23 protein-coding genes, 2 tRNA genes and 2 pseudogenes are annotated in these 24,571 nt (G+C 51.9%); 13 read left to right on the top strand and 14 right to left on the bottom strand.

The features are described from left to right. Positions 1–306 precede the first annotated feature (306 nt). A complete protein-coding gene (locus RYZ59_RS08105; RefSeq protein WP_202038752.1) occupies positions 307–528 on the bottom strand; it encodes a hypothetical protein in 222 nt (73 codons plus the stop codon). Positions 529–625: 97 nt separating this feature from the next. Here RYZ59_RS08105 and RYZ59_RS08100 point away from each other — a divergent pair, with 97 nt between their 5' ends. Further along, positions 626–1,138 (top strand): GNAT family N-acetyltransferase, encoded by a 513-nt coding sequence (locus RYZ59_RS08100; RefSeq protein ID WP_318046009.1) that lies wholly within the window; start codon positions 626–628, stop codon positions 1,136–1,138. A 36-nt stretch (positions 1,139–1,174) separates the two neighbouring features. On the opposite strand, the gene arsH is transcribed toward RYZ59_RS08100, so the two are convergent. After that, the gene (gene arsH / locus RYZ59_RS08095) at positions 1,175–1,873 is read right to left on the bottom strand and encodes an arsenical resistance protein ArsH (RefSeq protein ID WP_318046006.1); all 699 of its coding nucleotides are present in this window, start codon (positions 1,871–1,873) and stop codon (positions 1,175–1,177) included. A gap of 85 nt (positions 1,874–1,958) precedes the next feature. On the opposite strand from arsH, the gene RYZ59_RS08090 reads away from it, so the two are divergent. From RYZ59_RS08090 to arsC, 3 genes are read left to right on the top strand one after another with little or no spacing between them, the layout of a single operon-like run. Then, the gene (locus RYZ59_RS08090; RefSeq protein WP_318046004.1) at positions 1,959–2,279 is read left to right on the top strand and encodes a transcriptional regulator; all 321 of its coding nucleotides are present in this window, start codon (positions 1,959–1,961) and stop codon (positions 2,277–2,279) included. 44 nt (positions 2,280–2,323) lie between these two features. After that, positions 2,324–3,613, top strand: coding sequence for an arsenic transporter (locus RYZ59_RS08085; protein ID WP_318046002.1), 1,290 nt, complete (start codon positions 2,324–2,326; stop codon positions 3,611–3,613). A gap of 12 nt (positions 3,614–3,625) precedes the next feature. Further along, on the top strand, positions 3,626–4,051 hold the full coding sequence (gene arsC / locus RYZ59_RS08080; protein ID WP_318046001.1) for a glutaredoxin-dependent arsenate reductase: 426 nt from the start codon (positions 3,626–3,628) through the stop codon (positions 4,049–4,051). Positions 4,052–4,231: 180 nt separating this feature from the next. Here the strand turns inward: arsC and RYZ59_RS08075 are convergent, their stop codons facing one another. Beyond that, positions 4,232–4,780, bottom strand: coding sequence for an AAA family ATPase (locus RYZ59_RS08075; protein WP_318045999.1), 549 nt, complete (start codon positions 4,778–4,780; stop codon positions 4,232–4,234). A 263-nt stretch (positions 4,781–5,043) separates the two neighbouring features. On the opposite strand from RYZ59_RS08075, the gene RYZ59_RS08070 reads away from it, so the two are divergent. The 5 genes and pseudogenes from RYZ59_RS08070 to RYZ59_RS08050 all read left to right on the top strand — a co-directional run bounded on the left by RYZ59_RS08070 (position 5,044) and on the right by RYZ59_RS08050 (position 6,557). Further along, complete coding sequence (locus RYZ59_RS08070) at positions 5,044–5,376, top strand: EmrE family multidrug efflux SMR transporter (RefSeq protein WP_063941528.1); 333 nt, start codon at positions 5,044–5,046, stop codon at positions 5,374–5,376. A gap of 33 nt (positions 5,377–5,409) precedes the next feature. Next, positions 5,410–5,958 (top strand): GNAT family N-acetyltransferase, encoded by a 549-nt coding sequence (locus RYZ59_RS08065; RefSeq protein WP_318045997.1) that lies wholly within the window; start codon positions 5,410–5,412, stop codon positions 5,956–5,958. After that, positions 5,957–6,201 (top strand): annotated as a pseudogene (locus RYZ59_RS08060) (glutathione peroxidase); the annotation flags it as partial. The gene RYZ59_RS08065 and the pseudogene RYZ59_RS08060, both read left to right, overlap by 2 nt. 199 nt (positions 6,202–6,400) lie before the next feature. After that, a tRNA-Val gene (locus tag RYZ59_RS08055) sits at positions 6,401–6,477 on the top strand. 3 nt (positions 6,478–6,480) lie between these two features. Next, positions 6,481–6,557, top strand: a tRNA-Val gene (locus RYZ59_RS08050). A 67-nt stretch (positions 6,558–6,624) separates the two neighbouring features. On the opposite strand, the pseudogene RYZ59_RS08045 reads toward RYZ59_RS08050, so the two are convergent. Then, positions 6,625–7,423: pseudogene (locus tag RYZ59_RS08045) on the bottom strand (MBL fold metallo-hydrolase). 246 nt (positions 7,424–7,669) lie between these two features. Here RYZ59_RS08045 and RYZ59_RS08040 point away from each other — a divergent pair. Next, complete coding sequence (locus RYZ59_RS08040; RefSeq protein WP_318045995.1) at positions 7,670–8,410, top strand: substrate-binding domain-containing protein; 741 nt, start codon at positions 7,670–7,672, stop codon at positions 8,408–8,410. Here the strand turns inward: RYZ59_RS08040 and RYZ59_RS08035 are convergent. The 6 genes from RYZ59_RS08035 to puuE form a co-directional block, all read right to left on the bottom strand. Then, positions 8,379–9,131, bottom strand: a complete 753-nt coding sequence (locus tag RYZ59_RS08035) for an ABC transporter ATP-binding protein (protein WP_318045994.1) — start codon at positions 9,129–9,131, stop codon at positions 8,379–8,381. The two genes, RYZ59_RS08040 and RYZ59_RS08035, sit on opposite strands and share 32 nt — an antisense overlap. Further along, a complete protein-coding gene (locus RYZ59_RS08030) occupies positions 9,128–10,132 on the bottom strand; it encodes an iron ABC transporter permease (protein WP_318045993.1) in 1,005 nt (334 codons plus the stop codon). The genes RYZ59_RS08035 and RYZ59_RS08030 overlap by 4 nt, the downstream gene beginning before the upstream one ends. After that, a complete protein-coding gene (locus RYZ59_RS08025; protein ID WP_137383295.1) occupies positions 10,119–11,174 on the bottom strand; it encodes an ABC transporter substrate-binding protein in 1,056 nt (351 codons plus the stop codon). Before RYZ59_RS08025 ends, RYZ59_RS08030 begins: the two co-directional genes overlap by 14 nt. A gap of 164 nt (positions 11,175–11,338) precedes the next feature. Then, entirely contained in the window at positions 11,339–12,349 is a 1,011-nt protein-coding gene (locus RYZ59_RS08020) for an ABC transporter substrate-binding protein (RefSeq protein WP_318045990.1), read from the bottom strand. Positions 12,350–12,358: 9 nt separating this feature from the next. Beyond that, positions 12,359–14,491 carry a TonB-dependent siderophore receptor gene (locus tag RYZ59_RS08015; protein ID WP_318045989.1) on the bottom strand — a complete coding sequence of 711 codons (2,133 nt, stop codon included), beginning with the start codon at positions 14,489–14,491 and terminating at the stop codon, positions 12,359–12,361. A gap of 215 nt (positions 14,492–14,706) precedes the next feature. Then, positions 14,707–15,969, bottom strand: coding sequence for a 4-aminobutyrate transaminase (gene puuE, locus RYZ59_RS08010; RefSeq protein WP_318045988.1), 1,263 nt, complete (start codon positions 15,967–15,969; stop codon positions 14,707–14,709). A gap of 105 nt (positions 15,970–16,074) precedes the next feature. On the opposite strand from puuE, the gene RYZ59_RS08005 reads away from it, so the two are divergent. Continuing rightward, positions 16,075–17,553, top strand: coding sequence for a PLP-dependent aminotransferase family protein (locus RYZ59_RS08005; protein ID WP_318045987.1), 1,479 nt, complete (start codon positions 16,075–16,077; stop codon positions 17,551–17,553). A 98-nt stretch (positions 17,554–17,651) separates the two neighbouring features. Here the strand turns inward: RYZ59_RS08005 and RYZ59_RS08000 are convergent, their stop codons facing one another. From RYZ59_RS08000 to RYZ59_RS07985, 4 genes are all read right to left on the bottom strand, one after another. Next, on the bottom strand, positions 17,652–18,860 hold the full coding sequence (locus RYZ59_RS08000) for a cytochrome c (protein ID WP_318045986.1): 1,209 nt from the start codon (positions 18,858–18,860) through the stop codon (positions 17,652–17,654). 3 nt (positions 18,861–18,863) lie between these two features. Next, positions 18,864–20,756 (bottom strand): FAD/NAD(P)-binding protein, encoded by a 1,893-nt coding sequence (locus tag RYZ59_RS07995; protein WP_318045985.1) that lies wholly within the window; start codon positions 20,754–20,756, stop codon positions 18,864–18,866. 89 nt (positions 20,757–20,845) lie between these two features. After that, entirely contained in the window at positions 20,846–21,319 is a 474-nt protein-coding gene (locus RYZ59_RS07990) for an ester cyclase (protein WP_318045984.1), read from the bottom strand. An 11-nt stretch (positions 21,320–21,330) separates the two neighbouring features. Next, on the bottom strand, positions 21,331–22,758 hold the full coding sequence (locus tag RYZ59_RS07985) for an aminobutyraldehyde dehydrogenase (protein ID WP_318045983.1): 1,428 nt from the start codon (positions 22,756–22,758) through the stop codon (positions 21,331–21,333). 304 nt (positions 22,759–23,062) lie between these two features. Between RYZ59_RS07985 and RYZ59_RS07980 the strand changes: the two genes are divergently transcribed. Together RYZ59_RS07980 and RYZ59_RS07975 are read left to right on the top strand one after the other, a co-directional pair. After that, positions 23,063–23,788: a FadR/GntR family transcriptional regulator gene (locus tag RYZ59_RS07980; protein WP_040233767.1), complete on the top strand. Its 726-nt coding sequence runs from the start codon at positions 23,063–23,065 to the stop codon at positions 23,786–23,788. Positions 23,789–23,812: 24 nt separating this feature from the next. Beyond that, positions 23,813–24,514: a cache domain-containing protein gene (locus tag RYZ59_RS07975; RefSeq protein WP_137383304.1), complete on the top strand. Its 702-nt coding sequence runs from the start codon at positions 23,813–23,815 to the stop codon at positions 24,512–24,514. Positions 24,515–24,571 lie beyond the last annotated feature (57 nt).

The raw sequence follows: 24,571 nt of genomic DNA, 5'->3' as shown, positions 1-24,571 counted from the left end.
TGCTTAATTACTCTGCAATTACACAGGAAAATAATATTCAGCCGTAAACTCAAATACATACATATAAATCAGTAAGATAAAAAATTGCAGGGACAGTTAATAGCGGGTTATAGCAGCTATTAATGTGTCCCTTTTCATGTCCCTGCCCTTAGAAAGGCCCCCAAATTTGCCCCCAAAAACTCTCCCATCCATCTGTCAAGGTCATATCAACGGTGACCCTCAGCTCCACGCCTGGCGCGGAGTAAACACATCTGTGTAAGTGCACAATTTTCATATGCCACTAAAGCAGCGAGTTCCCATCGACATTCAGTCAGCTTTATACGCCAGCCACTCGCGCCAGACATTCTCAGGATCAATATCGCGGTAGCCGCGCTCTCTGATTATATCCTCAGCTACTTCGGCCGACAGGCGGATGGCTGTAGCGCCATCGCGGATGGACTCAACCTCATCGCGGATCAATTCCCGCCCCATGTCCTGTTCTTTATCAATCAGGACGACGATCAACGCAGGGATAAAAACAATATTCATACTGATAAGCCTCTGAAATATTCGCATACCACTGTATCACTGACAATTTTGATATAGTTCAGTAATCGTTAATTTATTACCAGGACGGGTATCATTCATGTCATTACAAATCCGTGAAGCCACACCAGCCGACGCGATGTTGCTTAATGCGCTGGGCTACCGCATCTACCGCGCACACTTCGAACATCTGTGGGTGTCTGAGTCTGAACTGGAAGCTTTTTTAGCAAGCGAATTTTCTCTGGATGAGCTGGAACAGAGCCTGAAAGAGCAAGCGGTTTGTTGGTATGTTGCAGAGACCGACAGGCCAATTGGTTTTGCGAAAGTGACCTATGAAAGCAGCATCCCTGATACGAATATATCAGGGATGCTGCTTAACAAACTCTATCTTGATCCTGCTGACAACCATAAAGGTTACGGTCAGGTCATGTTTGATACCGTCAAAGAGCTGGCCCGAGCCAGGGGGAAAGACTTTGTATGGCTGGAGGTTCTTGAACAGAACGAACGCGCCTGTAATTTCTACCGCAAACAGGGCATGACCTTAATTAAAAGCGACTATTTCAAAACTGCTTCACAGCAGAGCGTCATCAGGATCATGGGGATCACTGTCTAGCTTGTGACCGGCCGCTCCGTGCCATAAGCGAGGACGTTATATTTTGTCCTGATTGACGCGGGATGAAAGCTCCTGATGGCTCTCTTTTCGCTCGCTGTAACGATCCGCAAGATAAGCGGTTTGTCCCTTAAGCAGCAGCGTGATTTTAAACAGCTCCTCGGCTACATCGACGATACGGTCATACCATGACGAAGGTTTCATTCGTCCGTTTTCGTCGAACTCTTTCCATGCCTTGGCTACGGAGGACTGGTTGGGGATCGTAAACATCCGCATCCACCGGCCCAGAATACGCATCTGGTTCACTGCATTGAAGGACTGTGAACCGCCGCAGACCTGCATTACCGCAAGTGTTTTGCCCTGCGAAGGACGAATCGCGCCTTCACTTAAGGGTATCCAGTCAATCTGTGCCTTCATCACCGCGCTCATAGCCCCGTGCCGCTCAGGAGAACTCCACACCATTCCATCACACCATCTGACCAGCCCACGCAGCTCAATGACTTTAGGGTGCGTATCTGGAGCATCATCCGGCAAGGGTAAACCGGAGGGGTTAAAGAGTTTTACCTCCGCGCCCATCGCCGTCAGTAGGCGACCCGCTTCTTCCGCGGCAAAGCGGCTGTAAGAGCGCTCTCTTACCGATCCATAAAGAATCAGAATACGTGGCGGTTCCTGGATCTGTAGGCGTTCGGCAATCTGCTTATCGAAGCAATCAGCGTTTAGTGCAGGAAAGTGTTCCATATTTCTCCTCCGGAATACTCTGGTGATTTCAAAATAGATACATATGATTTACCATATGTGTATTCTAAAGGAAACGGAGTGAATAATGCTACAGCCTGTTCAGCTATTTAAAATTCTGTCGGATGAAACCCGCCTTGCCATTGTCATGCTTCTCCGGGAGTCCGGCGAACTATGCGTATGCGATATATGCGCGGCTACCACTGAGTCACAGCCCAAGATTTCTCGCCACATGGCCATTCTGCGTGAAGCAGAACTGGTGCTTGACCGTCGGGAAGGAAAATGGATTCACTACCGCCTATCTCCCCATATGCCAGCATGGGCAGCTGAGACAATTACAACGTCCTGGCAGTGTATGCGAGAGGATGTGCGTGAATGGCTGGATAAATCAGCCTGCACCTCCTGTTGAGAAAAGAAAACACATTTACATAACCATATATAATGGAGTCTGAGATGCTTTTGGCAGGGAGTATATTTTTACTGACGCTGATACTGGTGATCTGGCAACCCAGAGGCTTGAGCATTGGCTGGAGTGCGAGTATCGGGGCTGTGCTGGCGCTGGTAACCGGTGTCATCCATATCAATGATATTCCCGTTGTCTGGAATATCGTCTGGAACGCGACAGCGGCATTTATTGCGGTCATTATCATCAGCCTGCTGCTCGATGAGGCCGGTTTCTTTGAGTGGACCGCACTGCACGTCTCCCGCTGGGGTAACGGGCGTGGTCGCCTGCTGTTTACCTGGATTGTATTGCTCGGTGCCGCTGTCGCTGCTTTGTTCGCCAATGACGGCGCCGCGCTGATCCTGACACCAATTGTGATTGCGATGCTGCTTGCAATGGGATTCAGCAAGGGCACAACACTGGCCTTTGTGATGGCCGCAGGATTTATAGCAGATACGGCCAGCCTGCCGCTCATTGTTTCTAACCTGGTGAATATCGTCTCGGCGGACTTTTTCAGTCTTGGCTTTACGCAGTATGCCTCCGTTATGATCCCCGTAGATGTGGCAGCGATTGCGGCCACGCTAGTCATGCTGCATCTCTTCTTCCGTAGGGACATTCCGGCGACGTATGACGTTTCGCTGCTGAAGACGCCTGCCAGTGTGATAAAAGATCCGGCAACGTTCAGGGTGGGCTGGATTGTCCTGTTATTGCTGCTTGTCGGTTTCTTTGTTTTGGAGCCTATGGGGATCCCGGTCAGTGCGATAGCGGCTACTGGCGCAGCAGTACTGTTTATAGTGGCGAAAAGAGGTCATGCCATCAACACCGGAAAAGTCCTGCGCGGTGCGCCATGGCAGATCGTTATTTTTTCTCTGGGCATGTACCTGGTTGTCTATGGCCTGCGCAATGCAGGGCTCACGGAGTATCTGTCTGGCGTGCTAAACCTGCTGGCAGAAAAGGGATTATGGACAGCAACGTTTGGCACCGGCTTCCTGACCGCGTTCCTGTCGTCGGTGATGAACAATATGCCGACAGTGCTGATTGGCGCGCTGTCGATTGATGGGAGTATGGCGACTGGCGTCGTCAAAGAGGCAATGATTTATGCCAACGTGATCGGCTGCGATTTAGGCCCGAAAATCACCCCGATTGGCAGTCTGGCAACCCTGCTTTGGCTGCATGTGCTTGCCCAGAAAAATATAACGATTACTTGGGGATATTACTTCCGCACCGGCATTATCATGACTCTGCCGGTACTGTTTGTCACTTTGGCCGCGCTGGCGTTGCGGCTCTCCATCACTTTGTAATGAGATACAGATATGAGCAACATTACCATCTATCACAACCCTGCCTGCGGTACTTCTCGCAACACGCTGGAGATGATCCGTAACAGCGGCAACGAACCAACGATAATTTATTATCTCGATACGCCACCGACCCGTGATGAACTGATTAAACTTATTTCAGATATGGGAATTAAGGTGCGTGAATTACTGCGTAAGAATGTTGAGCCTTATGAACATCTGGGCCTTGATGAAGAGAAATTTAGTGATGGGCAGTTGATTGATTTTATGCTTCAACATCCGATCCTGATTAATCGGCCGGTAGTCGTTACGCCGCTTGGCACTCGTCTTTGCCGCCCTTCAGAAATAGTGTTGGATATTCTACCGGAAGGTCAGAAAGGAGCGTTTACCAAAGAGGATGGCGAGAAGGTCATTGACGAAACGGGGAAGCGGGTTAAGTAATCTGCTCACTTCAAAATATCGGACGCCTGTTCACGCTATGCGGGTGTCCGCTTTTCGCTCACAGCGGACCTTCAGATCCGTTAGTTAGTCCACTCCGTGCCAGGAACGGAAGTTGTATATTCACTGGAATGCGACAGATTCAGGTATGGTGATTCGTCATTACGCGTAGTTGATATTTTATCAACGTACTATCCTGGAAAGGATAAAATCCACACGATCCTCTACAGAAACACATGGCAATTCAATCAACTGATAATCATACGTACGGTATGTTTTCACCATTGCCTGATATGTCGCTATGGCGATATCGAAAGATTGTTTACGCTCTGTATCCTGTACATATATGTCACGCCAGGGTGGTGCAATAAATACAGTTCGGTTATAGCGAAATTTCTCGATGGCATTTTCCAAATGCCTCGGTATGGTAAGTTCAGAAAGGCTTAAATAACCTACAACATCAGGAACACCATGGTCGAATAAGCATGGTTGTGTTTGCCCTTCAGCTTCGTGCCACGAACGCATTTCCCAGGATAGCATGAGCTCTGCAAATGCAGTCTGGTTGGCCCACGGTAATGCATTGCCACCTATGTTCACCTGATCTTGTATAACGCCTCTTCCCGCTTCTTTAGAGCACCAAAACCCTCGTTTTTTAATCGTATCAATTATCGTGCTTTTGCCTGACCCTGGACCACCTGTAAGAATGAAACGATGCTGAAAAGCTGAAGACATTGAACCCTCCTATACATTTATAGACGCGATAAAGCAGCAATACTGATGGCGCACGTTTCACGAGTTGCCAGATTACTTGTTGACGGTTTTACTAGCTACATTTTATATCCCCATTGAATATCTGCTCCCGCTCAAAGCGGACCTTGCAGTGCTTCGCCAGATGCCATGAAACGGACATTTCAGCAGTAGTTTGGGCTGTGTTCAAACTCACCCAACCCTTTGTGCTACGATATTTGCTTTAGATTGTCACATAGGATCAGATTTTGAATTCATACATTTTCCTTGCCGGGGCCATCGTAGCCGAAGTCATAGGTACAACCCTGATGAAGTTCTCTGACGGATTCACACGCCTATGGCCATCTGTAGCAACTATTGTGTGCTACTGCACCGCCTTTTATCTTCTCTCCCAGACTCTGTCGACCATTCCGACGGGTATTGCGTACGCAATTTGGTCAGGTGCTGGAATCGTATTAATCAGCCTTTTGGGCTGGTTGGTCAGTGGGCAAAAGCTTGATTTTCCGGCGATCGCAGGCATGCTTCTTATTTGTGCTGGGGTTCTGGTTATTAATATTTTTTCAAAATCCTCCCCACATTGATTCTCTTATCTTGCTCGAGCAGGAAAAGCGCATATGAAAATACCAAAACTCCATACGGAACGCTTGCTGTTAAAACCATTAGAAGCCGAAGATGCCTCGCAGATTCAGGTGCTTTATCCACGCTGGGAGATAGTTCGCTATATGGTTTCCTCTGTACCCTGGCCCTATCCTGATAACGGTGCGGAGAATTACGTCAATAACGTTGCCCTGCCTGATATGGAAAAAGGGATTGCGTGGATCTGGACTATCAGACTCCGTGAGGCCCCTGACGCTCTCATAGGTTTAATTTGCCTTTATGACGTTGAGGATAATAACCGTGGATTTTGGTTAGCTCCGGAATATCAGGGTCAGGGTTTTATGCGTGAGGCCAGTAATGTCGCTACGGATTACTGGTTTAATACGTTAAATAAGACGGTATTGCGTGCGCCGAAAGCATCTCTCAATATCCGTTCCAGACGTATATCAGACAGTAGCGGCATGCGGCTTATCAAGACGGAAAAGAAAGAGTATGTCAGCGGGTTGCTGGATTCTGAACTTTGGGAAATCACGCGCGACGAATGGAACGCTCGTCAGGTTGGTTAATATAAATTATGGAATGTACAGTGTGGGCTTCCCGATGTTTGAGCAAGTGGAAGTCAACGGTGCCGCTACACACTCGGTATTTCGTTACCTGAAAGACGAATTATCCGGCGTGCTGGGTGGGCGGATCAAGTGGAATTTTGCTACGTTCCTGATCGGGCGTGACGGCAAGCCGCTCAAGCATTTTACCCCTTCACTACCCCAGAGAAAATAGAAACCACTATCCTTACCGCGCTTAAAGTCTGAGCGCCCCTGTAATTCAAACCGACCCTGGCATGCTCCAGTTCGCTGTCTGAATAAAAAACACGCTGCAAAATCAACAAAATATAATCAACTTGCTTAATTACTCTGCAATCGCGTGAAAACATGCAGAAAAATGCTAATTCCCTCTTGCCTCATTCGGTCTGTGCCGCTAATATTCGTCCCCGTTGTCACCTACAACGTTGCGTTCATAGCTCAGTTGGTTAGAGCACCACCTTGACATGGTGGGGGTCGTTGGTTCGAGTCCAATTGAACGCACCATTTGCGTCCGTAGCTCAGTTGGTTAGAGCACCACCTTGACATGGTGGGGGTCGGTGGTTCGAGTCCACTCGGACGCACCAAATCATATCCCTTTGATTTGGTGCTTTTCTACTTCGAAAACTCTCAAACGCTCTCCTGAAACACACTCTATTCTTTGCGCAAACAAGCAAGATACTTCTGCACCGATCGCACCACAATCTGTCTGGCGTTGGATTTAATATCCTGAACTTCAAATGCGCCATAGAGTCGATCGAATCTGACATCCTGCAACGCGTGCATAATGTGGATAACCGCGCTTGCCGGCAATGGCAGCATATTGGGGTAGCTCCACATAAACGACACGGCATCCGCACCGGGAGTGACCTGCAGAATATCGCCCGCGAGGATTATCCCCTCTCCATCATCAATATGCATAATACTCCCCCCCCGCAAAATGTCCGCCCAGGCGTAACAACGTCACGGTAGGGAGCAATTTATGCACATCGCCTTCCCATAACCGAATAGAGGGACTGTCACGCATAATCCACTGGCGATCGTCGGCATGCAGATAAATTGGTGCATCGAATGCTGCCGCCCAATCCTGCATCGTGGAGTAGTAGTGAGGATGCGAAATGGCAATAGCGCTCAACCCACCCAGCGCGGTGATGAGCGTCTGCGTGGCCGGGTCCAGATTCGCAATACAATCCCAGAGCACATTCCCCTGCGGGGTGTGTAGCAAAAATGCCCGCTGGTTAATGGCAAACCGTGGCACAGTCTGAATACTCAGTAGCCAACGCTCATGCTGCTGCCATTTATTCGTATGCGTCGCGTGAAGCGCGGCTGGGTCAATCCAAGATTGCCCGGTAACGGGAACATACTGGCGCTCATCTTCGCAGATTTTGCAATGCGTGATACCCCCTTGCGCATCGTCATACGACGTTCCGCAGGTCTTACACAAGATTGTCATTTGTCTTCCCCCTGCACGTTTGCCCTCTTCCGTTCCCGTTCAGGATCTTTTATTACGGTCAAAGCATAGAACAAAAAAGACTGCGTCAGCATCCCACCGCACGCTGGGTCAAATGTCCCTTTGAAAGTGAGTACCACACCAAATGATGCCAGCGGAACCGCGTCACCAGATGCCTTCAAAATTCCTGGTGCGGAGCGTATCATTCACCTTCTTCGCATAACCGCCATAGCCCAGAGATCAGATTTCATGTCCTCTTCAATCACCCTCCTTGCTGCGGGAAGTTTACGACTGGCATTTACCCCATTGCTCAATCAGTTCACCCGCCTTAGCGGCATTGAGGTCAACGTTGGCTATGGCCCGGCAGGGTTGCTACGCGAGCGTATTGAAGCCGGGGAACCGTGCGCACTGTTCGCCAGTGCAAATCGGGCACATCCGCAACGGCTACTGGACACACGCCAGGCCGTTTCCACGCATCCACTGTGCTGGAATCAACTGGGTCTGGTCACCAACCGGCGCGGCGAATGGCTGGATTTACTACGCGACCCGGTGCTGCGTATTGGCACATCCACACCGGGCTGCGACCCTTCCGGTGATTATACCTGGGCATTTTTCGACAACATGGATGCACGGGAACCGGGCCTTGGACAACAGCTTCGTGCACGCGCCCTGCCACTGGTTGGTGGCCGCGATACGCTCAGCATCCCGCCAGGTGAATTGGCAAGCAGTTGGCTTCTTCGCCAGGGGTTGGCCGATCTGTTTATTGGTTACGCGCATTATGCCAAAGCACTCGCTTCACAGTCCGATGTTCGCTACGTTGCTATTCCCGCTGAACAGAACATCTTGTGCGAATACCAACTGGCGGTGCTCGATGCGTCTGAAGAAGTGATGAGGCTGGTTAAATTTATGCTTGCCCACGACGGTCAGGCATTCCTGACCGCCACCGGATTCTTGCCCGTTAGCGCTGGATCGCAAACAGCGGTGCAATAAACGGGGTCTGATAGTTTTCCACACTGAATTTTCGCAATGGCAGGCCATAGGCCTGGAACAGATTGTCTTCTGTCACCACGCCGTCCGTCAGCCCTGCCAGCCATTTGCCCTCGGGAAGCAACAGCAGCGTATGGGTTGCAATCTGTAAGGCGTGCAACGGATCGTGCGTCGAGAAAAGCACGCTACAGCCCTGCCGGTGCGCCAAATCGCTGATGAGCTGTAGCACGACCTGCTGATTGGCAAGATCCAGCGCTGAACATGGCTCATCAAGCAACAACGTCTGGCATTCCGTAACCAGAGCGCGGGCAATCATCACCAGTTGCTGCTGACCACCAGAAAGTGAGCTAAACGATGTGGCGGCGAGATGCGCAATGTTTAGCTGTTCCAGCGCCTGCTCCGCCCGTTGTTGATCCTGACGGCTGGGCTGAGCAAACAATTTTACGTGCTGCGCCCGCCCCATCAACACCACATCGCTCACCGTATAGGGAAACGGCAGATGGCAATGCTGGGCCACAATGCCTATCCCCCCATGAACGTCAATACTCCCGCCCAGTGCGGGTCGCGTGCCCGTGAGCGTATCCAGCAGCGTGCTCTTGCCCAGACCGTTTCGCCCAAGCACCGCCCAGATCTGGCCTTGCTCACACTGAAAAGTGAGGGGGTCAAACAGTGGAAAGCGATAGCCATAGCTAAGCTGATTCACGCTGAGCGCAACAGATGTCATTGTTTCCCCCGACGACTGGTACGAATAAGCAAGAAGGCAAACAGCGGTGCGCCGAGCAACGCGGTGATGATCCCCAGCGGTATTTCCGCATGCTTCAGGGTGCGGGCGATATCATCGACCGCAATCATAAAACCGCCCCCCAGCCAGAATGCACACGGGAGCAAGCGACGATGATCAACCCCCACCAGCAGCCGCGCAAGATGGGGAATAACCAGCCCGACCCAGGCAATGCTGCCGCTGACCGCCACCTGAGCAGCAACTAAAAACGCGCAGCACACCAGCACGCTACGCCGCAGCGGGACCACCGCCACGCCCAGCGCTTTAGCATCTTTATCATTGAGCGATAACAGATTTATCCGCCAGCGCAACTGGTACAACATCGTCGCCGCAATGGATACCGGGATCGCCAGCAGCAGGACTTTATGCCAGTTAGCCGTGGCAAAACTGCCCAGCAGCCAGAATACGATGTTGGGCAAGGTTTCTTCCGTATCGGCCTGGTATTGAATCAGGCTCACCAACGCAGCAAAAAAACCACTTAAAATGATGCCAGACAAGATCAGCACCAGCGTATTTTCCAGCCCTTGTAAGGCCGCAATGGCATACACCAGAATCAGCGCCGCCAGACCGAAGAAGAAGGTTGACCCCATCATCAGCCACGGTTCAAGGCCCAGCAGAATAGCCAGTGTCCCACCGAAGGCCGCCCCCGAGGTTACGCCTATGATGTGCGGGTCGACCAATGGGTTGTGAAACACCCCTTGCAAGGTAGCGCCGCACAATCCCAACGCACCACCCGCCAGCAACGCCATCAGAATACGCGGTAGTCTGACCGTCCATATCACCTGACTGGCAATACCCTGCGCATCGCCAAAATGGGTGAGTTGATAAAACACTTCACGTAGCGACAACGGATATTGTCCGAGACACAGCGAACTGACCCCCAGCACCAACACCCCTGCTATCAGTAATGATTGCAGGGGGAAACCCCGTTTACTTAGCAGCATCAGACTGCCAGTTCACACGATAAAAACGTTGATAGTAATCCTGCGCCTGCGCATCCACGTCGACATTCTTATAGGCATCCGGGTAAAGTTTTTTGGCCATCCACAGCTCGCCTATCGCCAACGCTTCCGGCATCGGGTAGCCCCAGGCTTTGGCATATTCAGGCATCAACCAGACACGATGATTTTTCACCGCATCAATGCCCTGCCAGTTAGGATCGTTTTGGATCTCAGTGACAACCTGCGGATATCGGTCCTGAACAAAAATCACCTGAGGGTTCCACGCCAGCACCTGCTCAAGCGCCACCTGACGTGCGCCTTTCACGCTGGCCGCCGCCACATTTAACCCTCCCGCATGTTGCATCATCAGGCCGGTGTATTTCCCGGAACCGTAGGTCATAAGGTCAGGGTTAGCCATATAAATGCGAACCTTTTGCGCTTCCGGTATGGCCGCAACTGGCGCATTGAATTTTGCTCGCGCCGTAAAGACGTAATTGATCAGCGTTTCCGCCTGCGTTTTACGCCCTACCACATCCGCAATCAGGCGGATCCCCTGCTTTAAACCGTCGTTGTAGACCTGCTCTTCATCAGCCATCGTCGGGTTCATTTTATTCTGTTGCCCGGCAATATCCTGACGTAACGAGATAGCCACCACCGGGATACCGGCATTCTGAATCTGCTGGATCATCTCGGCAGGCGCATAGTTGGCGACAAACACCACCTGCGGATGAATCGCCAGCAGACTTTCGATATTCACGCTGGTGAGATCGCCAGGCGTAGGCAGCGTAGTTATTGTCGGCATAAACCGGGCAAACTCTGGCCCAAGCTGTTTTTTCCAGCTCGACATCACGCCGACGATATCCTGCGCAGCATCCAGTTGCACCAGAATATTCAGCGTCTGGTGTTGCAGCACAACCACCTTATCGACATGGTCAGGGATCGTAACCTGACGCCCAAGCTGATCGGTGATAGTACGATCCGCCTGCGCGGAAAAAGCAAAAAACATGCTGGCGCAAACCAGCACAAAAGAGCGAAGCGTTAACATAGATACCATCTGGACTGGGAAAAATTCGATATGCATTAAATTATATAACGTGATGACTGGCAACCCATTATCGCCAGACACGGTATACCGCCACGCGGTTCGTCACGGCAAATACAGCGTGTAACCCTGAACTGGCCTGCATTTGCCCGTCCACGCTTCCCGTTTTACTCCTGTGGGGGTAGCCCGGCTAAAATCCGCATCGCCTGCGCCTCGCTAAGCGAATAATCAAAAAACTGGCGGTAAAAATCGCGGGTTACGTTCACCATATCCAGACCGCTAAACAGTGTTGGATGCAGTTTTGACGCGGCCCACAGCAACTGCAACGCACTTTCGGTTCCATAGCGATCCCAGGGGAAGACGCCCGCCGGATTGCGCCAGACTTTGCCCTGTTTCACCGCGTTAAGTTCTTTGAACAATGCGGCATAAGGTGAACGGGCAATATCGCCACATCCCACCCCGAGAATAATCACCTCCGGCTGCCAATACAGCACCCGCTCGGGTGAGACTTCTTTCATGTTACCGTCCACTTCCCCGGCGACATTCCGCCCACCAGAGAGCGCAATCCAGGTATCAATCAACGTGTTTCTACCGTCGACTTTCAGTGGGTTTAGCGACTGAATGTGCAGAACCCGCGGGCGCTGATTTTCCGCTAACGTCGCCGTTTTAGCGTGAACATCCGCAATAGTGCGGGTTAAAAATTGATTATATGCCACCGCCCTGGCGCGCGCCTGGTCCGTACCCAACACGTCCGCCGTGGTCGTGACTGACTTTTCCATCGACGGATAATCAGTAAATGCCATTTCCAGCGTCGGGATGCCCGCCTGGTTGTAACTCTGCGCATCCCCCTTGCCCCTTGCGACAAACAGTACGTCGGTATGCAGAGCCAGCAGGGCCTCGCTATTGAATGACGTCCCGTGAATTTGTAAGGCCTGATTAAGCGATGGGTTTATTTTGAACATCCACGGCTGGCTCTGTGGGTGGTTGACGGTGGCGACAATCTGACGTCCCGCCCCCAGCGTCATCAGCACCGAGTGATGGGCAAACCAGCTATCCGCAATACGTTGAACCGGTGTGGGGACGGTGACAGTGTGACCGGCATCATCCACAACCTGACGCGTGGCCAGGGCGGGAAACGCCAGCCACACACAGAGCAACCATGTGTGGCACGTTTTCATCAGCAATCCTTAAAAATCAACCTGAACAGAAATCTGCGCCTGACGAGGGGCGCCAAGTTGCGCACTGGCCGCCCCGGCCCCCGTATAACCCGTCAACGCGCCAGGGACAATGTTGGTCCAGTAGCGGCGGTCGGTCAGGTTAGTGATATCAAACCGGAAAGTCGTGGGCGTGTTCCACAGTCTGGTGGCATAACGGCTACCAATATCCACCGTGGTATAACTGCCTACCCAGGTATCATTCGCGTTATCGGTAGCCCGACGTCCGACGTAATGCACGTTGGCATCCACATCCAGTCCCTGAACCTGTTCAATGCTATAGACTGCCAGCACATTCGAGGTAAAGCGTGGCAAGCCGACAACCTGCTTACCATCTGCATTACTGGCGGCAGTGTTGTGCAGCATGGGGTCCAACCAGGCGGCTCCCCCTAACACCCGTAAATTTTCCGTGATATGCCCATCAGCCATCAGTTCCAGCCCGCGGTTTTTCTGCGTCCCGTCCTGGGCAAATTCGCCATTGTCGTTGATATAAGCGAAGGGACGTTTTGCTTCAAATAGCGCAGCGGTGAGCAGCAGATCTTTGACCGGCGCATATTTTGCCCCCACCTCCACCTGATGGCTGCGATACGGTTCCAGTACGTGTCCCGCGTTGCTGGCCCCGGCCGGTGCGGTATCCCCCTGCTGCAAACTGTCAGCCCAGGTGGTGTACAGCGTGACGTTCTCAACCGGTTTATACATCAGGCTGGTGGAGCCGCTCATACCGTTATCCTTTTGGCGACTGGTTTCATGACCGGATTTGTTATAATTGCTGACGGTAAACAGGTTTTCGCTGCCAGACAGCAACAAACTCCATTGCGGAGAGAAATGCAGCGTATCGCTTAACAGAAATGCATGCTGCGTAGTGGTCGCCGAATGATAGCGATTAGTAAAGTCAGGATAAGGCGGGCGTGGATAGTCGGGGTGTTGATCAAGTGAAGAATGCCCCAGCGTAAAGGTTCCCCCATTTCTCGGGTTATAGTTTTTCCATACAAATCCGCGCATTCCGGTCGCGATATCCTGCGTCAACCAGCCAGAATCAATGCTGCCGGTCAGGTTCGCTAAATAGCTGTTGATCGTAAAGCGACTGGCCGCTGAATTCGAGGTCGTGGTGGTGTAGTGACCCCGATTATCCGTCAGGGTATTGGTTACCGCCGTCGATTCACGGTCAGCCACCTGGTGTAAGGCTCCCAGATCCAGCATCCAGTTACCGTCAAAATCATGCTTGATGTGCATGTCCGCGGTGGTCGTTTCATCATCATGACCTGCATACGACTGACCATATTTACTGTTAGTCGGATCGAATGCCGAAGGAAACTGCACGCCTTTTGCCAGCGCAAAGCTGCCCGGCATGCCTTTTTCGTAATAATGGTAATAGCTGAAATTACTCTCCAGCACGGTTTTATCGGTCAACTGAAAATCCAGGCCCAATCCCGCGTACTGCCGACGAACATGACTATCGGTGGTGTAACTGTGCCCTTCATCATTCATCAGGTTGAGGCGGTACTTCACTCGGTCTCCCGCGTCGACAGGGCCGCTGAAATCCATTGATGCCAGCGTTCCTGACCCTGTACCTTGCCCTAAGGTAACCCGATGCAGTGGCGTATCCAGAGGGCGTTTCGAGACCAGATTAAACATCCCCGCCGGGTTGGCTGGCCCGTACAGTGAGCCCGCGATACCGCTCAGTACGTCTATATTCTGGAACTGCTCTGTCGGATATTCGGTGGTGGAAACGGCATTCAGCCCATCAATCATATGATTTTGCACCACGCTCCCTTGCATGCCACGGGTTTGTGGTCGAACACCCTCTCCCTGAACGGACGGTATGTAGCGATAAACATCCTTAACATCTTTGATTTGTTGCTGATCAACCACCTTTTTCGACAGTGTTTGTACCGACCACGGAACATCGATTAACTCTCGCTGGCCCAGGCTACCGATCGTCGCATTTTTTTCAGCCGCCGCAGGCTCCTGCTCGGGGAACGAAGATTGAGCAGGCGCGGAGGCAGTCACGGTAATGGTGTCATCAGCATGGGCCGACAGGGGGGCGGCAAGACAAGAAAACGTCAGCAACCCGGAGGCAATTGGGGTGATTTTGCAATTTAACATGTGTTGATTCAATTCGTTAGATAGAAAGACTGGCGGTCGCTAACACAAGCGCCTTCTCTTGCGGGGCACGTTTATTATATTTGTATGATGAATAGGATAGGCTTAATCGATATATATGTAAATATATAACGAAAGGGATTGGCGAATTGGCGACAACAAAAAAGCCGACGGTAATGGCTACTGTCGGCTTTACACACGATCTGTGCTGAACGAGATTACTTCATCGACGTTTTGATTATCTCTAACGCTTGTGCAAACTGATCCTGCGGAATAGTCAGTGGGTACAGGAAGCGGATCACGTTGCCATACTGACCGCACGTTAACAGCAACAGCCCCTGTTCAAGCGCTTTTTTCTGCACGCGCTGTGCGGCGGTGGCACTGGGTTCACCCGTGGCCGCATCGCAGAATTCAGCGGCAATCATCGAGCCTAATCCCCGCACTTCAGCAAGTTCAGGACATGCTGCACGCGCATCGGTCAGCACAGCTCGCAGCTGCTCGCCAAGCGCTGCTGCACGCTGGCACAGCTTTTCATCACGGATGATATCCAGTACCGCATGAGCTGCCGCAATCGATAGCGGGTTCCCGGCGTAAGTCCCCCCCAGCCCACCCGGCGCAGGCGCATCCATAATATCGGCTTTGCCTACCACACCCGATAACGGCATCCCACCCGCAAGGCTTTTCGCCATGGTCATCAGATCTGCTTTATCCGCATAGTGATCCATCGCAAACAGCTCCCCGGTACGGGCAAAACCACTTTGCACCTCATCGGCAATCATCACGATGCCATGCTCATCGCAGATACGGCGAATTGCCGCGACAAACTCCGCTGGTGCGACAACAAAGCCGCCTTCACCCTGGACGGGTTCGAAGATAATCGCCGCGACCTGGCTCGGATCGATATCCGCTTTAAACAAACGTTCTATCGCTTTAATCGAGTCTGCAGTTGAAATCCCCTGCAGCGCAGAAGGATACGGCGCATGGTAAACGGACCCCGGGAACGGGCCGAAGCCTTTTTTGTATGGTGCCACTTTGCCGGTTAACGCCATCGTCATGTATGTCCGCCCGTGGAAACCACCGCCAAAGGCGATAACGCCAGGACGGCCGGTGTGAGCGCGGGCAATTTTAACCGCATTTTCCACGGCCTCGGCCCCGGTGGTAAAGAATGTCGTTTTACGCTTACCGTCAATTGGCGCCACCGCGTTGATTTTCTCCGCCAGCGACACATAGCTTTCGTAGGGAACAATCTGATAAGCCGTATGGGTAAAGGCTTGCAGTTGCGCTTCAACGGCCTGCACCAGACGCGGATGGCGGTGCCCGGTGTTCAGCACGGCTATCCCGGCAGCGAAATCGATATACTGATTGCCTTCTATATCGGTAATCGTGCTGTTTTCAGCCGACTGGGCATAAAAATCACACATCACACCCACGCCACGTGGGGTGGCATCCAGACGACGTTGTTGCAGGTTTTTATTGTTCATTCTCTACACCTTGTCCATAAACACAATTGGTTGAATTACCCTTTAAATTTAGACGCCATCTGGTACTTTAATCGAGAGCCAAATCGTTTTATTTTAAGGAGCCAAATGCGTTCACTTGCCGGAGATGTGATCAAGCATGCATTTAGCCAGCAGACTGACGAGAAGCTGCATCGTCGCCTGTATGCCGCCATCTGTAGCTGCATCCTTGAGGGGAACCTCAAACCCGCTACCCGCATGCCTCCTTCACGCGATCTGGCGAGTGAGTTGGCGTTATCACGGAATACTGTCCTACGGGTTTACGAGCAGTTGCAGGCCGAAGGCTATATCTCTGCGCGCACCAGCAGCGGTACATTTGTGACCGACAGCGTGCTGGACAATCTCGGCCAGGCCCCTAATAAACAACTGGTTTCACCTGCGACACATGAAGACCACACCAGTTTGTCCGCCCGTAGCCTTGAACTGTTAGGGCATGCCAGCGCCAGCCCCCGCCAGTGGGGGGCTTTTATTCCTGGTGTACCGGACGTGCATTCTTTCCCGCATCGCACGCTGAAAAAAATTCAGGATCGGTTGGCAAGGCGGCTACGCCCGGAGTTTCTCACCTACGATGCCACGGGTGGTTTGATTGAACTGAAAGAAGCGCTGGCGGACTATCTGCGCACCGCACGCGGCGTGCGCTGTACGCCCGATCAAATATTGATTACCGAGGGCATTCACCAGGCGTTGGATCTGGTAACCCGCTCGTTGTGTAATCCTGGCGATAATACGTGGATTGAAGAACCCGGTTACTGGGGAATAAAAAACATTCTGCGCATCAATGCGGTCAACTTTTCGGCCATCCCGGTGGATGAACAAGGCATGTTTCCGCCTGCTTGCGTCGAACCGGCGCCGAAACTCATTTTTGTGACACCGTCACATCAATATCCGCTTGGCCCGGTAATGAGCCTTGGTCGACGGCGGCAGCTACTCTATCAGGCACGTGAAACGCACAGCTGGATTGTGGAAGATGACTACGACAGCGAGTTTCGTTTTTCCGGCCAACCCATCCCGTCATTACAGGGACTGGAAGAAGATGCTCCGGTTATCTATATCGGCACCTTCAGCAAGACCCTCTATCCGGCACTGCGGCTCGGGTACGTTGTGATACCCAACCCCCTTGCCGCCCCACTGATGAAGGTACACAACGATCTCTATCGTGGTGGGCATCTCCTGATTCAGGCGGCGCTGGCTGAGTTTATTCGTGAGGGTTACTATGCAGCGCACATCCGTAAAATGCGCCAGTTATATAGCCGCCGACGCCATACGTTGGTAGAGCTCATCATCAGCCAGCTTGGTGAAGATTATCTGGGACCTTACAGCAGCAACGCCGGACTACATCTGATTTTACAGCTACCTGCAGGTACTGATGATAGCGCCATTGCCCAACAGGCCAACGCACAAGGTCTTCTGGTTCGCCCACTTTCGCGGTACTACGTGAAAGAAGAAAAACGCAGCGGTCTGCTGCTAGGCTTTGCCAGTATTGAAGAACATGAGATGGCTGCGGCGTTTACCCGACTGGCGGGTATTATCAGGATAAACAGCGAGTAAGCACTGCCGGATGGCGGTGCAAGCACCTTATCCGGCCTACGAATTACGCATTTTTGTAGGCCGGATAAGCGCAGCGCCATCCGGCATCATCGCACCGATTAATGTGAGGCTTTTTTAATCCCGGACAGATCTTCCTGGCTTACCTCACCATTACCCTCACCCCAGCTTTTACGCACGTAATTGATCACGTCGCGCATTTCGCTGTCGCTGAGCAACCCACCATAGGCTGGCATCTTAAAGGAGACATTCCCGCGTGTCGCCGGTGTTTCTGCGCCGTGGGCAATCACCCTGAACAACGGCGTTGGGTCGTCTACCATCACTAACGGGTTGTGAATGAGCGAAGGTGCATTATCATCGGTCCCTTTCCCTTCCAGACCATGACAGGTCGAGCAGTAGCGGTTGTAGGTCACTTTACCCGCTTCAGGGGAATTCGACCAGGAGGCCGTAGCGGCCGCCGTACGCGCCGGTTCCGTCTTCGCACTTTTCAGGCTCAACAGATATTGTGCAATCGCCGTGGCATCTTCGTCCGTCAAATACTGTGTGCTCTGGCTGACGACTTCAGACATCGATCCCGATACTGCAGCATGTTTGCTTTTCCCCGTCAGCAGCAATGACGTTAACGCCTGCTCAGACATCCCGGTTCCCCGCAGCGATGGCGCATACCAGCCGTCGATCATCGCCCCACTCAGGTACTCAGCATCGGCATTGGTATAGGCTTTTTCGTTCATCGCCATCCCTCTCGGGGTATGGCATGACCCGCAGTGACCCGGACCTTCCACCAGATAAGCACCCCGTTTTACCCGTGCTGCCGTATCATCCGCTTTGTGGTCTTCAACAGCGGCAGTCGGCGCATCGGTAAACAACCAATTCCAGATATGCAGCGGCCAGCGGGCCGAGATAAGCCAGGGAATAGCGTTCTCTTTATTGGGCTCTGCTGACGGCTTAACATCATGCATGAAGTAGCTATACAGCGCCTGAACATCTGCATCGGACAGTTTCGAGTAAGAAGGATAAGGCATCGCCGGGTACAGGGGATGACCGTCTTTGGCAATCCCCTGACGCACGGCCTTCTCAAAATCGTCGTAAGAATAGTTGCCGATACCGTGAGTCTTATCCGGGGTAATATTCGTCGAATAGATATCACCAACCGGCGTGGGGAACTTCTTGCCTCCCGCCATCGCCGTTCCGCCTTCCGCGGTATGGCAGGCCACGCAGTCGGAGATCCTCGCGATGTACTCACCGTTAGATTCAGCGGCAGAGACAGAAGCAGTAAACAGGCAGGCGATGAGAACGGTTACATTACGCATAGATCACCCCATATCCTTGAGTTCATTAACCGCGCGCCATGCCTGATCGATAGCAGCATGAGCATAAGCGCTCCAGTCAGCATCAGAGTTAGCGATGGCAATACGTCCGATAGGTTTACGCGCCCGCTCAATAATCTCCGGCATTTTTTCCATATCGTCGAACAGTGAATTAGCGTAATACGCATAACCATGCGCCCAACGGTTAACAGTAATGGCCGCAATATCCCGCTGATTGTCAAAACCGGTTGAGCCAAACATTTCCTGCAACTGAGAACGGATCATCTCTTCATGTGCGGCAAACGTGGTCCCCAGCAGATAAGCACGACCCAAACGGAACTGCTCCCTCGCGGACAGATTACTGCCAGGATACGTGGGCACATAAACCATATGAATCACCATGGGCTCGTCCGGCGAGGCCGGGTGTTGATATCCACCGATACTGACCGGATAGTCGAGCTTGATTCGGCTATAAGGCGCGGCCGGCGAATAAAACTCATGAACCCCCAATTGCTTAAACGCTTGCCAGTTTTTGACCACCACATTGGTGTACACCAGCGGCGCCTTCACATTCAGTTTGAGATCGGCCTGCTGCTGCTCTGGCGTTTCCGGTACCAGATACGGGATCATCATGTTATAGCCTGCCATAATGGCGTTCTTACCGCGCACGCGATGCAGTTTGCCGTCGCAAAGATACGTGACGGCAACGCCCCCCTCCACGTTCGCCGCATTAATCACCGTGCTGTTCAGGCGCAAACGCGTGGAGTTTTCCGGCAGGTCGAGCTTTTCATAATGCAGTCTGGCGAGGACAGAATCTTCCATGGTATTGCCCGGCAGCGCGTCCGGCAGCATGTGTCTGACCAGCAACCGTGCCAGACCCGCATTGCCATCCGGGAAATGATAGACGTATGGCTCTTCGAGGTCGGCCAGCGATTCACCATCCAGCGGCGGCAGCCCTAACGCTTCCATTCCCGGCAATGCGCACGCACGAGCATCACTACCGGATATGCCTTCAATACCGATGGCAAAGAAATCATTGGAACGCTGCTGAAAATAGAGCAGCGCCATTTTGCTTAAGCCAACCCTGGTGGAAAGAAACTCACTATAGCTGTGGGTATCCAGCCATTCTGTTTTCTCATCAACCGTCATCCCAGGAAGATAATCAACCGGACGCACGTGCAGATCGATCAGCGCTTTACGATCTTCCTCACTCAAGGGGAAGTCGTTGATAAAGTCTTCGATATTACGGCCATTGAGCCGATCTGGCGGAATATCATCGGATACCGCACGACCAGGATCGCCGCTGACTATTTTCGTCTCACCAAAATTCTTTTTATCGAAGAAGACGCCGCGACTAAGCTGCCAGTCGGGGTAGAAATTAACGTCAAAACTCTTTTTCAACCGCGTGACGCTTACGCCGACAGTTTCCATCAGCTTATTCACTTCGGGGCTGAAATTATGCGCGGGTGATTGAAAGGCTTCACTCCCGCCATATCCGATCAGTTTTTTGCCTGCGGAGGTGAATTCGTTGCGTTTGGCGTGACCACCAAAATCATCATGGTTATCGAGGATCAGCACCTTGCTGTTTTTCCCAGCCAGTTCATGCCAGAAACAACCTGCGGCCAGTCCGCTGATACCGCCGCCCACAATCACCAGATCGTACTCTTCCTCTACGGGCAGAGCGCTTAAATCAAAGTGTTTATGTTCACGGCCTAACGCATGGGCCATTTCAAACGACCCCGGATGGTTACCGCGTAGCCCCGTTAACGCCGGCGGATAATAACTTCCATCAATAAATTCGTGCCCCTTTCCAGCCGCTCTGACCAGATCCAGAGGGGTCAGTCCCGCAGCGATAGTCACCGCCACGCCGTTGAGAAAATCACGTCGGGTAATTGCCATTACTTTGTCCTTTTGCCACTGACACATTGTCCTAAAAAACACTACAAATGAGAGGTTCCCCCTCGCAGATACAAGGAGGATACCGCCGACTACTTCACTGGCTTTAGCTCTTCATCCAGTTTTTTAGCGTCATAATAATCACCCTGCCAGGTGATTTTTCCTGCCTTAACATGAATATAGCTGACACCTTCAAATTTGATCGGATTATTTGTCGGCGGGCTTCCCGCCCATTCGCCGCTATTTTTACCCGAGAATTCCCAACGAAATGCCACGGTATCTTCATCAGCGACAGGTTTACCGACCATTCTCCAGGTCAGATCCGGGACCGCCTTAATAAATGCACCGATCACGTCTTTTTCAGCTTTTTCCCGGCCGGTTACCGGCTCCCCTGCGGCGGCATCGTAATAAACGGCATCGTCCGCCAGGTACTGGGCTGCCAGCGGCGCATTATGCGCATTCCATGCTGCCATATACGCTTTTACCGTGTTCAGCGGTGAGCTTTCTGCCAGGCTGAACCCTGAGAACATCACCAATGAAAGTACGGCTATTTTTAATGTTTTCATCGCATTACCTGTTATTCGGAAATATCACACATGATATGTTTCACCCGGGTATACTCATCGAGCGAATAAGAGGAGAGATCTTTTCCGTAGCCGGATTTTTTGAATCCACCGTGTGGCATTTCGGCGCACAGCGGAATATGACTGTTAATCCATACGGTGCCGAAATCGAGATCAATACTGAAACGCTGCGCGCGACGGTGATTGCAGGTCCAGACGCTCGCGGCCAGGCCATATTCCACATCATTCGCCTTGTGCAACGCATCTTCATCACCAGAAAACGACTGAATGGTCATTACCGGACCAAACACTTCGTGTTGAATGGCTTCATCGTGTTGATGCAGGCCGGAAATTATCGTCGGCTCAAAGTAAAAACCCGGCCCAGGCCCCGCACGACCACCGGTTTCAATTTTCGCATGTGCAGGTAAACGCTCAATAAACCCCTTCACCTGCTCAAGCTGATTTTTGCTATTCAGCGCGCCATATAACGCATCCTGATCCTGCGGAGGACCAAACTTGATACTTTTCGTTTTTTGGATCAGTTTTTCCAGGAACGTCGCATAGACAGAATCTTCCACCAGGATGCGCGTAGCGGCAGTACAATCCTGTCCGCCATTGAAAAATCCTGCGGTAGTGATGGCAGTAATCGCCTTGTCCATATCGGCATCAGCAAACACGACGGCGGGCGCTTTGCCACCCAGTTCAAGATGGGCCTTTGTCAGGTTAGCTGCGGCTGATGCCGCAACCTGCAGACCCGCGCGTACCGAACCGGTAATCGACACCAATGAAGCCGTCGGGTTAGAAACCACCAGTGAGCCAGTACTGGCCTTGCCCAACACGACGTTAAACGCCCCTCGCGGAAATAAAGGTGCCGCCAGTTCAGCCAGGAGCAGCGTACTTACCGGGGTGGTATCGCTTGGCTTTAAAACCACCGTATTGCCAGCGGCAAGCGCCGGTGCAATCTTCCATACCGCCATCATAAACGGGTAGTTCCACGGTGTGACTTGTCCCACTATGCCCAACGGCTCACGACGAATCGTTGAGGTGAACCCGGCGGAATATTCTCCGGCGGCCTTCCCTTCCAGACAACGCGCTGCACCGGCAAAAAAACGAATCGCATCGCACGACGCTGCTATCTCTTCTTTTTCGATAAAATGACGCAATTGACCGGTTTCCTGGCTTTGCGCGTTGACCAGTCGTTCAACATTTTTTTCTATCTCATCCGCCAGTTGCAGCAGTGCTTTTTGCCGCTGGGCAGGTGTCGATTTTTTCCATATGTTAAATGCCGCCTCGGCCGCCGAGTAGGCAAGCGCCACCTCAGTCGCACCGGCATTAGGCGATAACGCGTACGTTTCACCGTCAACCGGACTCACCAGCTCAAACGTGTCTTCTGTGTTACCCGCTACATATTGCCCGTTTATAAAATGCTTCAGGGTTCTCATGCCTGTCTCCCGCCAATTAATACATAAAGAAGCTTATGTAATATATATATTGTAAAAATTTTTCAAATGCGCAACATTGACACTATGATAAGCCTCGCATTTTTAACTTAGATTTTACATTTTCAGGGTAAGGTTATTCATCGTCAGCGCGGAATGCGTTTTGACGCTATCGGGACACACATCCGCCTGTGCAGCGATGTTGCGCGTGGGCAGGTAAAATAACGCGGCCATTCTGACCTTTCGTGCCCCGCGGGCATGTGTTAAAAATGGTCGTTGTTTCAGGGAATTGAGTGCAGAAAAGATTATGATTACTCATGCGGTCATATTTGCGCCTATCGGGCAGGTCAGTCGTTCAGACCAGATAGTGCAGCGCCTTTCAAACGCCATTATTACCGGGTTGCTGGAGCCAAAAGAACAGTTGCCCAATGAAACCGATTTGGCAAAGATGATGGGTGTCTCACATATCACTATCAGAGAAGCGCTCAACACGCTTCGGGCTAATAATCTTATCCATACGGTTCGTGGCCGTAATGGCGGGAGCTTCGTTTGCGAGAATATTGATGGCAAAAATAGCGCCCTGCATCCGTTTAAATCGATCAGTACCGATTACCTTTCGGATTTAGGCGAAATGCATTGCGCCATTATCAGCCACAGCGCCAGGTTAGCCTCCAGACGCATGACCGCGGCGGATATTGCCAAATTTCGCGAGTTTGTAGACGTGCTGAGGAAAGCCGACTCACCGGAACTGATGACTCAGGCCGATATGCGTTGTTTGCTGGCAATTGCAGCCAGCTCTCATTCGGCACGGCTGGCCAACCAGGAGCTTCAGGTCCAGGCCGAGTGGGCATCACTGGTGGCAATACTCTATCGCGCTGACAATATTCATGCAGAAATTATTGCGCTTTATTCGGCGCTGGCCGACGCGCTCGCCGCCCATAACGAGACCGGGTCAGTCCAGTACGCCACGCAGATCATCGACACGTTTACCTATTACCTTATTGAAAAAAAGCTGAAATATAACTCGAACTGACAATCAGTGAAGGCAGGACAGACCATGAGCTCTTCGACAACCTTAAGCGCATTAATCCGTAAAATTGATGATATTACCGCCTCTACCGTAGAGTCTACCGTTGCGCTGGCGAGGAGCATTCACGAGGCCATTGCCGGTGTGCAAAAAGCTTCAGCCGAAGTTGTCCTCGACCCCGCTGTCAGATCAACGGTTCAGCAACACATCAAGAGCACACTGAACAACAATCACTACTGTTCAGGCGCAGGTTTCGCCAGCCATATTGCGAGTACAGCAACCACCAAAGAATATTGGCTGCTGGAATGGTGGTATAAGAAAGATAATGGATTGAGTCAGGCACATCTGGATTTGGATCAGGCGACGCAACAGCGGCTGGATTTCAGAACCTTTGAGTGGTTTAAGCATTCGCCTCCGGCAGGTGAAGCGTATATTCATGGCCCGTATGTCGACTATATCTGTAACATCTCCTATACCCTGACCTCAGCAGTGCCGGTTTACTATCATGATCAGTTCCTCGGCGTGGCCGCCGTCGATCTGCTGGTCAGTCAGATAGAAGCCGAACTGCTCTCCTGCCCTCACCCTGATTATGTCATTCTGACCAATCTGGAAAACCGGATCATCTTTTCCAGTTGGCCGCGCTTTCGCGTCGGTGAATTATTGTCACCGGCGCACAGCACGGTGGTGTATCAAAGCGACTACTTTATCCTTTATCACTACCAGAAAGGCTGAGCGTTACCTGATAAAGATGCCAGCGTCATATCCGGCGCGCAAAACGTTCGAAACTAA

The sequence above is a fragment of the Citrobacter sp. HN-141 genome (genome assembly GCF_033341895.1).
Taxonomy (GTDB): Bacteria; Pseudomonadota; Gammaproteobacteria; order Enterobacterales; family Enterobacteriaceae; genus Citrobacter.
This window is presented reverse-complemented; position numbering and strand designations above follow the sequence as displayed.

Bases quoted from the DNA above. Each gene is read 5' to 3' on its own strand.
- RYZ59_RS08065 (WP_318045997.1), top strand. From the start codon at position 5,410: ATGAAAATACCAAAACTCCATACGGAACGCTTGCTGTTAAAACCATTA.
- RYZ59_RS08085 (WP_318046002.1), top strand. From the start codon at position 2,324: ATGCTTTTGGCAGGGAGTATATTTTTACTGACGCTGATACTGGTGATC.
- RYZ59_RS08005 (WP_318045987.1), top strand. From the start codon at position 16,075: ATGCGTTCACTTGCCGGAGATGTGATCAAGCATGCATTTAGCCAGCAG.
- RYZ59_RS08035 (WP_318045994.1), bottom strand. From the start codon at position 9,131: ATGACATCTGTTGCGCTCAGCGTGAATCAGCTTAGCTATGGCTATCGC.
- RYZ59_RS07975 (WP_137383304.1), top strand. From the start codon at position 23,813: ATGAGCTCTTCGACAACCTTAAGCGCATTAATCCGTAAAATTGATGAT.
- RYZ59_RS08105 (WP_202038752.1), bottom strand. From the start codon at position 528: ATGAATATTGTTTTTATCCCTGCGTTGATCGTCGTCCTGATTGATAAA.
- arsH (WP_318046006.1), bottom strand. From the start codon at position 1,873: ATGGAACACTTTCCTGCACTAAACGCTGATTGCTTCGATAAGCAGATT.
- arsC (WP_318046001.1), top strand. From the start codon at position 3,626: ATGAGCAACATTACCATCTATCACAACCCTGCCTGCGGTACTTCTCGC.
- RYZ59_RS08015 (WP_318045989.1), bottom strand. From the start codon at position 14,491: ATGTTAAATTGCAAAATCACCCCAATTGCCTCCGGGTTGCTGACGTTT.
- RYZ59_RS08075 (WP_318045999.1), bottom strand. From the start codon at position 4,780: ATGTCTTCAGCTTTTCAGCATCGTTTCATTCTTACAGGTGGTCCAGGG.
- RYZ59_RS07990 (WP_318045984.1), bottom strand. From the start codon at position 21,319: ATGAAAACATTAAAAATAGCCGTACTTTCATTGGTGATGTTCTCAGGG.
- RYZ59_RS08090 (WP_318046004.1), top strand. From the start codon at position 1,959: ATGCTACAGCCTGTTCAGCTATTTAAAATTCTGTCGGATGAAACCCGC.
- RYZ59_RS08025 (WP_137383295.1), bottom strand. From the start codon at position 11,174: ATGTTAACGCTTCGCTCTTTTGTGCTGGTTTGCGCCAGCATGTTTTTT.
- RYZ59_RS07980 (WP_040233767.1), top strand. From the start codon at position 23,063: ATGATTACTCATGCGGTCATATTTGCGCCTATCGGGCAGGTCAGTCGT.
- RYZ59_RS08020 (WP_318045990.1), bottom strand. From the start codon at position 12,349: ATGAAAACGTGCCACACATGGTTGCTCTGTGTGTGGCTGGCGTTTCCC.
- RYZ59_RS08000 (WP_318045986.1), bottom strand. From the start codon at position 18,860: ATGCGTAATGTAACCGTTCTCATCGCCTGCCTGTTTACTGCTTCTGTC.
- RYZ59_RS08100 (WP_318046009.1), top strand. From the start codon at position 626: ATGTCATTACAAATCCGTGAAGCCACACCAGCCGACGCGATGTTGCTT.
- puuE (WP_318045988.1), bottom strand. From the start codon at position 15,969: ATGAACAATAAAAACCTGCAACAACGTCGTCTGGATGCCACCCCACGT.
- RYZ59_RS08040 (WP_318045995.1), top strand. From the start codon at position 7,670: ATGTCCTCTTCAATCACCCTCCTTGCTGCGGGAAGTTTACGACTGGCA.
- RYZ59_RS07985 (WP_318045983.1), bottom strand. From the start codon at position 22,758: ATGAGAACCCTGAAGCATTTTATAAACGGGCAATATGTAGCGGGTAAC.
- RYZ59_RS07995 (WP_318045985.1), bottom strand. From the start codon at position 20,756: ATGGCAATTACCCGACGTGATTTTCTCAACGGCGTGGCGGTGACTATC.
- RYZ59_RS08030 (WP_318045993.1), bottom strand. From the start codon at position 10,132: ATGCTGCTAAGTAAACGGGGTTTCCCCCTGCAATCATTACTGATAGCA.